The sequence below is a fragment of the Labilibaculum sp. DW002 genome, assembly GCF_029029525.1.
Classification (GTDB): Bacteria; Bacteroidota; Bacteroidia; order Bacteroidales; family Marinifilaceae; genus Paralabilibaculum; species Paralabilibaculum antarcticum.
The window spans coordinates 2,662,747-2,674,120 of sequence record NZ_JAKJSC010000001.1 but is presented as its reverse complement, the minus strand read 5'-3'; the positions used below and the strand labels follow the sequence as shown (position 1 = coordinate 2,674,120).

The window sequence follows — 11,374 nt, the reverse complement described above, 5'->3', positions numbered from 1 at the left end:
ATTGTTACTTTACAAAATATTATTAAAATTACTTTCTTTTTGTTCTGAAGAATTATACATTTACTTCAGGATTAAATTTTCATGAATGGGTATTGTTAGTTAATGACTCATTTAGCTTAGATGGTTTAATTACACCAATTAAATAATAACAGGTAATTCTAAAATATATGAACAATATGATTAAGTCGCCAATTTCTGAGTATTTACCTCCTCAAGCAATAGAAATAGAAGAGGCAATATTAGGGGCAATAATGATAGATTCGAATTCTATTATTAAAGTGAAAAGTATATTGAAGCCAGAGTCATTTTATAAACAGGCTCATCAGAAATTGTATAAATCTATATTAGAATTGAGCTCTAGAGATGAACAGATTGATATTCTTACTGTAACAGAAGAGCTTAAGAGACAGGGTGATCTAGAAAGTGTTGGAGGACCTTATTATGTCTCACAATTAACTTCTCGTGTTGCTAGTGCTGTTCATATCGAATTTCATGCTAGAATAGTTGTTCAGAAATTTATTCAGCGTGAACTTATTAGAATGTCAGCTGAAGCTCAAACTATGGCTTATGATGACAGTTTAGATGTATTGGATTTATTGAGTAAGGTGCAAGGGGATATTTCTAATTTAATCGAAGATAATATTAAAAAGGAATCACCTCAGTTTCATCAATTGATTGATCAGACTTTAGATCAAATATCGGAAGCAGGAAAACGCGACGATGGAATTTGCGGTGTTCCGTCTGACTTTATTGCTCTCGATAGAGTTACATCAGGGTTTCAAAATTCTGAGCTTATCGTTATTGGAGGGCGTCCTTCAATGGGAAAAACGGCTTTTGTTTTAACCATGGTCAGAAATATGGCAGTCGATCATAAAATTCCGGTTGCCGTATTCTCTTTAGGAATGAAAGATGATAAACTTGTAAAACGCATATTGAGCAGTGAATCAGAATTGGGTTCAGAAAAATTAAGAAGTGGTAATCTTGAAAGTTTCGAAGAGGAGATACTTAGTAGTAGAGTTGAAGAATTGAAAAAAGCACCAATTTATATAGATGATATTGCTGATATAGATATCAAAACTTTAGAAATCGATTGCTTCAGAAAAAAAGCCAAATTAAACATAGAGTGTATTGTTATAGATGGTATTGAATTGATAAGATCAAGAGGAACATATTATGGGAATCAAAAAGATAAGCTAGTTGAAATATCTAAGGATTTAAAAAGGCTTGCTATGAAATTGAATATTCCTATCGTGATAACATCGTCTCTTGAAAGAGGGGTGGAGCAACGAACTGGTGAAGCAAAAAGTCCTATGCTTGTAGATTTAGATTCGGCATATTCACTTGATGTTTATGCAGATTTAATATTGTTACTTAACCGTCCGGATCGCTATGGTATAACTGAAGATGCTGAGGGAAATTCATTAATAGGTATAGCAGATGTTTTTATTGCAAAACATAGTAATGGTGCTTGTGGAGAAATCCAATTACGTTATCGAAATCAATTAGCACGATTTACGGATTTAGAAGGTGAAATTTCATATTCTTTTGGTAGGGAGAGTTTGGAGGATGTGAAAACATTTTCCTCTAGTATGAATCATCCGCCTAAAGATTACGATAGTAATTTTGACGATACTCCTCCATTTTAATATCTAGATGTTAAGAATTTTGAATGCTATGTATAATTTAGATGTATTCCTCCTAGGAATAAGTGATTCTAAAGTTCATGAAGAAATTTTATTTGGAGATACTATTGGCATAGAAGTGTCCTGTGACGCTAAAAATCTTTTTTAATTTGTCTGCTAATATGAAGGTCATTTTGTATTTAAATTAATGCTAACGGTTTGCGGTATGGAACATTGCACATTTCGAAGCACAAACCTATCAGTCCACTACGCCGTTGATTAAAAGTTATTTCGTTCAAATATAGCACTATCCGCGCAATGTTTTATGACCGCGTGTTGGGCGCTGCTCTTCTTTTGCTGAAATATTTCCATAAAACTCACTATAAACATTTAAATATAGCTTCAACCTTAGCAACGTAAATCTCTGCTGTATTCTTATCAATAATATCACTGGCACAAACACTACTATTATAAGTATGTCCAGCACAATTTCTCAAATCTAATATATTTCGAAAAGTATCAAATAATCCTTCTGCCGTATGATAATCTGTCCAAATACTCTTCAAATAATTTGAAAATTTTACGATTAAAGCCACAGAGTTATAATTATAAGTAGAATTTTTTGTTGGTGAGACATAGTAAAATAATTCAAAAATTTGGGTAGATTTTCCAAATGTCCACTTAGGATTACTTTGTATATAGTTTCTTAGATTAAACAAGTCTATTTTTTCACCTGTGTTTATTTCATAATTAATTTCATTATCGACAAGAATAAGTCCCAAATCAGAAAATACTTGTCTAAATTTATCTTTATAGTTTGTATCGTTACACAAGCTAGGTATATCAGTAGAAATGATACTACTTTTAAAATCATCCAACCATTTTCTTAACTCAAATTCAACTGCTCGACCATATTGAATAATAACAGGCGCAAAATCAGCACTATCATCTAAATTCTTTAGTAGAAACTTACCTGTTGATAAATATTGGAGTGTTTTTGAATTACTAATTTTAGTTTTATCAATAATCGCTTCAACTTCTGTTTTATACTTTGAATAGTCATTTTTAGCAACATACTCATCAATTTTTTCTTCTTGTTCTTTTATAAGTTTTTGAAGTTCTAATTCTTTTTCCTCTTTCTCTCTTTCTATTTTATTAAGCTGTTCTTCTAAATCATTCTTCCCCGAAGTTGTAGTTAACAGCTCCTGATTGAGTTTTTCTATTTTAGCATCATAGTCTACAAGTTTTTCATGAGACTCTTTAAGTTTTTCATTTATTGAATTATAATCTTCAATAAAACGGTTTCTCTGAATATTCAACAAGCTTAATTTCAAATTAGTTTGCTCATCAAAAAAGCCTTTTCCAAAATACTTGTTATAATCAATGCTGCCATCGTTATCAATCTGAACATGATTGATGTACTTATCTTTCAATCCTTCTCTTACATCATTAGGGTGATTAAAGTAATACATTCTAATGTCACTGGTAGAAACTATTTTTTGACCTACATATTCTTGAAATTTATAAATTAGATACTCGCTATGTGTTTCTATAATAAATTGTATATTAAACCTAGAAGCCGCATCAATAAATAATTCCGCCATTTTTGATTGTAAAGATGGATGTAGGTTAGCTTCTGGTTCTTCAATTAACAAAGTTGAAGGATTGAAATATATTGTTTGTTTTTCATAAAATCCGTCTTGATCATTCCATGCATATTCATGTATGCTTTGATGCTTTTGGGCAATAATAGCTACCTTCATAATGATTGGCAGCAATTGGGAAACACCATATCCTAAATCGACTAAAGGCGTTTTTGTATCATCAAAATTGACTAAAAATATTTTAGTTAACCCTATCGCCTCGTCTCTAAATACTGAAAGTTCTTTCCCAATTTTGAAGCCTTTCTGTTTATTTTTTCCATTTTCATCCAATTCATCAATTTCTCCTTTTCCAATCCAAAAATTCACAAAACTTTTGATTTGTGGATGATGTTCTAAATATATAGCAGAGAAATCTCTTACAATTTGAATGTCTTCACTATTCTGTTCATCAATAAACCATTCTCTGTTTCTACCTCTTGTTGTTGGTAGAAAATAAACCTTTTTTAAACAATCAATTTTCTTCTGAACAGTATCAATAAAATCTTTTTCTATCGCGTTCAATAGGTTTGTAAAAAGTTCACTATTAGGGGTTGTTTGAAACATTTGAGAATTATACAGTTCACGCAAGCTCTGTGATTTGCTATTTTGTTCTTCTTCTGGTTCTTCTTTTTTAAGCTCAGCACTTACAATGTCTCTTTCCATACCATCCAGAATATTAGAAAAACTATTTTTGAAACATTCCAAGATTTTATACTGGCTATTATCTTTTCCTTTGAGAAGTTCAGTCGTGATTTTTTCTTCAATAGCTAGTAGTTTCGACTTCTCTTCTTTGGTTAATCCTGAATAATCAGAGAATAAACTTTTTCCTTTGATGAATTTTTCTGTAAAAGCTTCATAGTCATCATTTGTATTTTTAAAGAATGGAAAATCAAAGTAAGTGTGGTTATACTTTTTAATTCTACTATATAGGTCAATAGTAAAAAAATCTTCCGTTTTTTCATTAGGTTCTAATTTTTCGTTTATTTCTACAATTGGTGTATCTATTATAAGTTGAATAATTTTTTTTAAATCAATATTTGTTACCATTTCCCACTCAGGAGCTTCATCATAATTCTCTCTATATCCTATTATATTTGACCAATGAAGATATTCTCCATTCCTTACAATGGCAATATTTTTAATATCGTGTGAAACTGTTACTTCTTCTCTATCTTCTTTCTTATGTATAAAACGCTTTAGCTCATATCTAACTTCTATAGCTGCACTTATCTCTCGTCTGCCTCCAAATAGAATTGGAAAAGTAAATACTAAATCTTCATCCTCTTTAAAAACAGGTAGTTCACAGGAGTCCTTCCCATTATTTTTATGAAAATCAGCAAGTCTTGAATACATATGTTGACTTTTGGGAAGTTTTGAATCTTTGAAAGTCTCCATTGTAACTCGATTAACTACGCGTTCAAGATTTCCAAGTTCATGTTGCATAGTCTTAAAATCTAAGTTTTCTGAAACTATTCCATCTTTAAAATTATGAATCAAGAATTGTATCGCTCTGAAAATAGAGCTTTTCCCTGCATTATTAGTACCTGTAATTAATGTAATTGGCGCAAATTCAAGTTCTTCTTTTTTATTAAAAGTCCTAAAATTTTGTAAACCTATTCCTTCTATATTTGGCATTATTGTAGATTGTTTTTTCGTTTAATAGTTTATGCTGGGTGTTTTGTTTGAATGTTCGTTGAGGCACATAGTTTACAAAAGTTAAACATTAGACTTTACACTATATTTTGACTTGGCCTTATTGATTTTTCTTTCCAAGGCATAGCAATTTGTTTTTTATACAAATTACAATTCTTAAAAGTGTAAACTATGTCTCTTTACCTTACCTTAATGCCCCATAACGTTTCGTGTATGAGTAGTGCGGGGGGGCGAAGTGATAAACTGTCAAAATACGCTACCGTTTATTAATTGATATTTCATTTAAAAATAGCACTTTCCCCGCATTACTTATGACACGTTGCTAGACGCTGGTTTTATGGTCTGTAATGTATAATGCTATATTTAATATTTAGTCTAGAAAATTGTGTATTCATGAATATCGTAGAACGTAAATCATTTAGAACTTTATGAGATGGATGTCCATATGTATTTCCATAGCCAAAATTACAAACTGCAATAACTTGATTATCCCAACGACTGAAGGAATCACCAATTTTCAAATTCTTAAATGCGTCAAAATCCCAATTTTCTGAGGAGCCATGGTGAGGTACTTGTACTATATGAACATTAACCAGTTTATCCTTAAATGCCATTGGGAAATCAATTGGATTATTATTTGGATTAATTGAACTGTCTCCAAAAAGGAGTGTTCCCAACATGTTGAGGTTTCTTTTTCTGAAATGATAGTCATCGTGAAAATGGCGGTGATTGAAATCATTAGAAGCATGATTAAATTCACAACTAGAATAGACTCGCCCACAAAGGTGCTCAAAACGTATTGGGCCATGCAATAGAATCAGTCCGTGAGAGTTGATGTCTCCAATACAATTCGTATAACAATCATGTGCTTCTTTTCTATTATCAGTTACAATCTCTTTTAAATCTTCAAAAGTTAAGTCCTTACTGGAGTTTTTATTTAACGTCTTTCTTAAGCAATCATGTAATTTTGTAATAGCTTTTTGGTTAACGCTTTTCGCATAAGTTGTAAATTCCCAATATTTTTCAATAAAAAATTGCAAGTTATTCTCATATACTGAAACACTTCGTTGATTTGTGTATTCTTCATTTTCAGCAGGAGTGCCACGTGGATAAATAGATTCCGATTGATTTTCATTGTCATAGTCTTTATATTCTATATTAGTTTTACCATTAGATTTAACGAAGAATATTTTAACCTCCTTGCTTTCGCTGTTTTGTAGTATAAATTGGTCGGGGCTTTCAATAAATGAAATATAATCTACTATGGATAAACTATTATCAGGATTATCATCACCAGAAACTGAAACTAAAAAAAATTGTCTATCTTTTTTTTCAATATAAGGCAAAATAATATTTTTTACATTAAACTCTTTCAAAAGTCGCTTTAAACCTGAAACATGGTCGTAATCTAAGTGTGAAATAAACAATAAATCAATTTCGTTATTGTGGGGGAAATAATGCGGCGGATATTTAAAAATATCTATTTCATTATTTAATGATTGATTGTTTCCTTTAATAAATCGTGTTGTACCACAGTCATAAACAATAGTAAATACTTTTCCAGTATCATGTTGACAAATTCGTCCACCATAAAATGAACCTTGTCCAGCTTTAAAAAATGAAAATTTTGCTTCTATTTGTCTCATAATCTTAATTAATTATTGCTTACTACTATGTTGTTAACGTTGCGCCTCACGTTGCGTATAAGAATAGTAGCCGATTGCGTGGCACTTTTCTGTCAAGTTACAAGAAAATTGAAGTGAGATACAACCGTTGATTTCACCACTATTTCGGCTATTATTATACATTGTTAGTGTTTCGTGCTTTACAATTTCATGTTCTTTATTGCTGTTGTAAGTTTATCAATAGATTCTTGAGAAGCTCTTTTGGTTTTATATTCATTTGGGGCTTCTTTTAGTTTTTCACCATTAGCAATGAAATTCCAAACCGCATATTTTCGAGTATGATCATTTGTAGATTCAATAATTAAATCCCCTTGCTTTGTAGAATAGTAATCAATCTTTTTATTCCTAAGTCGCTGAATTATTGCATCACTTGGGTGATTGTGTTGATTATTCCAGTTGGATAATGAAATTGCCATTTTTGGTTTTACAACATCTAAGAAATCCGTGGAAGTAAATCCATTGTCAGAGCCGTGATGCGCCAACAACATAACATCTACCTCTTTTTTTATGCATGAAAAACTAGACAGCCAATTACTAATCTCTTTCTTTTCAAGGTCACCTAAACTTAAAACTGAGAAACTACCAGATTTAAATAATTTCACATTGGAATTATTATTTTCTTCTTTGTGATTCTTGTCGTTGTTGAAAATAATATTGTTGTAAGACCATTGGATAGCATTATTTAACTTTGAAATATATTGACTATTTAAACTATTGGCTTCTATTGTTTTAGGTGTTTTATTATCTTTGTTTACATAGTCTGTTATTAGTTTTAGACAATCAATTTGATTTTGTATTTCTTTATTAATTTCATGACCAGGGTATTCAATTACCCTAGGTTTAAGTTCCTTGAGTATTGCCTCTAAGTCTGCTGACGCACAATGGTCAGAATCCCAGCTAGTAATATGAAGAACATTAATGAAAGTCTTATTGCATACTTTTAATTCATGTAATATTGATGCTTTATTGTCATCGTTGTAACGAGCTTCACCTAGCACAAACTGAACACCATTATAATAAGAAAATGAAGAACCTTTCGATTTTAATTGATATGCCCTAAATCTTGTATGCTTCGCTAATATTTCCATAGTTAAAAGTTTGTTTTATTATTTATTTCATTTACTTGCCAATAAGGATCCTTATTAAATTTCTCCCAATACAATAAAACAATACTCTCAGATTTAATCAATTCATTGTGGCTTTCATTTATATTTTCAGGATTTGACTTTATTTTACCGATATATTCTAATAAATTCCAACACATTGTAAATTGACCACATGCAATGATAGAATTAAGCATGTTTTTTTTATTAAGTTCATCTTTAGTAAACCATAAAGTTGTCCCCATACTTGCAGCAACTGTAGCAACCTCCTGTAAAGCTTTAGAAGGAATAAGACTTTTGTTTATTTTCTGATTTTTTATTTTGTTTTGAAGTTTTTGTTCACCAAATCTCAGTTCATAAATAGCATTCATAATACGTCTGTTTTTCCAAGATTTATCAGTGTAAATTTTATTATAGTTTAGTCTTCTGATATGTTTCAAGAAGACATCATTAGTCATCTTTAACAAGGAATTTGTTCTATTTAATATTAGATTCTCATAAACTCCTAATTTGATTTTCAAAAGTTTTGTGAACGGCTTCATGAATGCCTGTGGAATTTGAAACTTTTCAGGCATTTTTTTTATGACTGTAGCAATAATAAATAATAAAATATTTAAAGTTGATAAAGAAGAAAGTATAATTATTGATAGTAAAAGCCCATTTTTAATAGAAAAAAACAAACCAACTAAAGAGCAGAGCAGGAGAATTGAATTAGCTATAAATATTATTTGAGGGGATAACGTTCTTAAGAAACTTTTTTTCTGTTTCTTACTAGCTTTAAAATCCTCCATGTATGGGCTAGTTACATCTGAAATGATCAATAGGTCTAATTCATTAGAATCATTATCCGAACTATCAGCTCGATTGCGTTTCATTCTGTCTTCAGTTAGCAACAAAGGTTCTATTCCTTGATTATCAACGATTCCACCATCCATTAATCCAACTGGGAAGTTGTTGTTTCTAAAAACATCTTCATTTTCTTTGGATTGAGGTAAACTAAAATCATCGGGAAAATTGATTGGTTCAAAACCTCCTGGGAAACACGAAGATGCTGCAAGTATATCTGCCATCCGAATATTTTTCGCAATATTTTCAGGAATTCGATAGTAGTAATTTCCAATAATTCCTCTATCTGGTTCATTTTCCTTAGGATTACGTATTTTTTCTGTACGTTGAAACCTAAACTGCAAAGCATTTGCAAATTCAGTAGCATTAAATGAAATATGCTTTAAGTGAATCGGATTATTGTCGGTTAGCAAAATTCCAAATTTCTCTTGATTAAATAACTCTTTATCGTACACATCTGCAAATGCACTAATTAAACTGTTTATTCCCTTACTACTCCATTCATTCTTTGATATCAGTTCACTTAAGCTAAGGTCAATTAAATCAATTTGAGACATGAACTTATATAGTGATGAATATATTTCTTCGAAGCTTTCATTTTTTTTTATTCCAATTGCATATCTTGTTCCAGTAATAGTTCCTCCTGAAATTGTAGAAAGAGCAACAACTCTCGTTAGTAAAGATTGGTCACTTAATTTTATGGAATTCAAAAAAGATAAAACTCCAAGACTAAAGGATGTAGCTCGAAAACCACCACCAGAAAAAGCTAAACCAATTTTTATTTTATTTTCTTTCATAATCGAGGTTATTTATTTGTGTTGAGGCGATATTGTATGAACGCTAACGGTATGGCGATATGTTTCGTTACTTGTTATGAAATACATCCGCCTGTTATCATCTGTTGGGCTGTGAATACTACTTAGGATAAATTATTTCATCAATACAATTTCCAATAAATCCTATTCCAATATATTCAAGTATATTTATTGTTTATTCTATTTTTCGAACGTGCAATTTAAGAAAAATGAAACATAAATAAGCCTGTCAGGTTTGCCAAGTTTATTTATTTCTATGTTCTCTTTTTGTGATTTTCTGTGTTTTGTTTTTGTAGTTGCTGAATAATAGGAGGTTAGGTTGTTGGGGGATCGTCATACTTATGGCTTTTATTTACATGCCATAATGTATTGTGTGTATTGCATGTAAATATTAACCATACCGTATGGAATAGCTAAATTTTAATAATTAAAGGAGGATCCTTTTATTATTATGATTTCGATATGTAATATTTTAAGCTTTCATTGTTAAAAGCGATTGCCGACTCGTTTGCAGATTCTTAAAAAGTGACATAGTGATCAGTAAACAAACTCTTTAGAGTGTGTGTTGAGTCGATTGCAGACTATTTTTTCCTATAGAAGATTAAAATGGAATCTCTTAAAATTGAAGCGAGAATATAAGTGTTATAAAATGCTATTTTCATCCCATTTGTGCTGTTGCTTATTAAAAAAAGGTCAAGTTATTTATGCAAAAAACTTGACCTTTTTTTTAATAAGTAGCCCTTTCTTTTATGTGTTAATTGATTCTTTCCAAGACTGTTACTTGAGAATTAATAGTTTCGTCAATAATATTAATATTCCCTGATGGATCAATTTCTCCAATAACGTTTTTCCCATCAGCCATGCTCAAGGCATTAAAAATAATCTCATCATTAGGTGAAACATCAAGTTTGGAAATGTCATAACTACCATTAATTAAAACTTCATAACTGTCATCTGTTGGGTCAATTTTAAGCAGGTTTGCTTTCCCAGTATCATTTAATCCGATAACATAATAGTAATTGTCCGAAGCGGCGCCAAATTTTAATGATTTTAATCCAAAAGCAGTTATCAGAATTGATCTAACATCTTGATTGTTATTGTATAGGTCGTAAATGTATTCATCACTACTAATTGCGATAACTCGATTTTTGTTCTTGATCTTCAGTAGGTTGTGAGTGTACATGCCGCCAAGAGGTTCCTTGTTGCCGAAATTATTTACAGTAAATGGCGTTGTATTTATTTTCTGAATGTAATTGTTATCTGAATTAAAAAAGAAGATATTATTATCATCTGGGTCTGTCCAAAAGTGAGTATGGATATTTTGGTAAGTTCCTGGTAATAATTCAAAACCATTTGATGCATTTCTATATCTTAATACTCTATTGTCTCCGTCATCATAACTAGAGTAAATTACATTCCCATCAGAATCAGCACAAAAAGAGTCAACCTTATCTCCAGAAGCAGATAGTAATTTAAATGACAAACTGTTTGGATTAACAACATCTAATGCAATTAGTTCATCATTTTCTGTGATGTAAATAATTTCATTACCATTACTGCTAAATTCTTCTCCGTTATATTCTGGGAATGGTTTTCTAACCTTAGGTGTTGCTCCATCAAAGGAAAAAGCTGCACCATCTGAGAGTCTGACTAAATATTCTCCACTCTCAAAAAGTATGTCAATATAATTTTCCGACATCACCCTTATATCAATAGGAACCTGCTTAGAAGTTACATCTTTACCATTTTCATCTTCAATTTGAACTTCTAAGACATAACCATCTTCTGTTATTTTGAAAATTTTATTTGATGTATTTTCTGTGCTTTTTGTATTGCTTCCTGGAGCAAGAAAAACTCCTTTAGCATTACTAAAATCAAATTTCATATTTTCTACTTGTGTAGCACTATTCTCGTCGCTACATGACCACAGTATAAAAAGTGCAAATGCGCTTAGAACATTTCTTAAAGTTAAATGTTTCATCATTTTGTTAATCCTTGTTGAGTATC

The 11,374-nt window shown here is 30.8% G+C and carries 6 protein-coding genes; 1 reads left to right on the top strand and 5 read right to left on the bottom strand.

The window, feature by feature from the left end:
- Positions 1–167 precede the first annotated feature (167 nt).
- Positions 168–1,646 carry a replicative DNA helicase gene (gene dnaB, locus L3049_RS10620; protein WP_275109784.1) on the top strand — a complete coding sequence of 493 codons (1,479 nt, stop codon included), beginning with the start codon at positions 168–170 and terminating at the stop codon, positions 1,644–1,646.
- 356 nt (positions 1,647–2,002) lie between these two features.
- On the opposite strand, the gene L3049_RS10615 is transcribed toward dnaB, so the two are convergent.
- The 5 genes from L3049_RS10615 to L3049_RS10595 form a co-directional block, all read right to left on the bottom strand.
- Entirely contained in the window at positions 2,003–4,900 is a 2,898-nt protein-coding gene (locus tag L3049_RS10615; protein WP_275109783.1) for a DUF3696 domain-containing protein, read from the bottom strand.
- 353 nt (positions 4,901–5,253) lie between these two features.
- On the bottom strand, positions 5,254–6,564 hold the full coding sequence (locus L3049_RS10610) for an MBL fold metallo-hydrolase (RefSeq protein WP_275109782.1): 1,311 nt from the start codon (positions 6,562–6,564) through the stop codon (positions 5,254–5,256).
- Between the two features lie 179 nt (positions 6,565–6,743).
- Positions 6,744–7,691 (bottom strand): ComEC/Rec2 family competence protein, encoded by a 948-nt coding sequence (locus tag L3049_RS10605; protein WP_275109781.1) that lies wholly within the window; start codon positions 7,689–7,691, stop codon positions 6,744–6,746.
- A gap of 2 nt (positions 7,692–7,693) precedes the next feature.
- Positions 7,694–9,349, bottom strand: coding sequence for a patatin-like phospholipase family protein (locus tag L3049_RS10600; RefSeq protein WP_275109780.1), 1,656 nt, complete (start codon positions 9,347–9,349; stop codon positions 7,694–7,696).
- 772 nt (positions 9,350–10,121) lie between these two features.
- Positions 10,122–11,351, bottom strand: coding sequence for an NHL repeat-containing protein (locus L3049_RS10595; protein ID WP_275109779.1), 1,230 nt, complete (start codon positions 11,349–11,351; stop codon positions 10,122–10,124).
- Positions 11,352–11,374 lie beyond the last annotated feature (23 nt).

Bases quoted from the DNA above. Each gene is read 5' to 3' on its own strand.
- L3049_RS10615 (WP_275109783.1), bottom strand. From the start codon at position 4,900: ATGCCAAATATAGAAGGAATAGGTTTACAAAATTTTAGGACTTTTAAT.
- L3049_RS10605 (WP_275109781.1), bottom strand. From the start codon at position 7,691: ATGGAAATATTAGCGAAGCATACAAGATTTAGGGCATATCAATTAAAA.
- L3049_RS10610 (WP_275109782.1), bottom strand. From the start codon at position 6,564: ATGAGACAAATAGAAGCAAAATTTTCATTTTTTAAAGCTGGACAAGGT.
- L3049_RS10600 (WP_275109780.1), bottom strand. From the start codon at position 9,349: ATGAAAGAAAATAAAATAAAAATTGGTTTAGCTTTTTCTGGTGGTGGT.
- dnaB (WP_275109784.1), top strand. From the start codon at position 168: ATGAACAATATGATTAAGTCGCCAATTTCTGAGTATTTACCTCCTCAA.
- L3049_RS10595 (WP_275109779.1), bottom strand. From the start codon at position 11,351: ATGATGAAACATTTAACTTTAAGAAATGTTCTAAGCGCATTTGCACTT.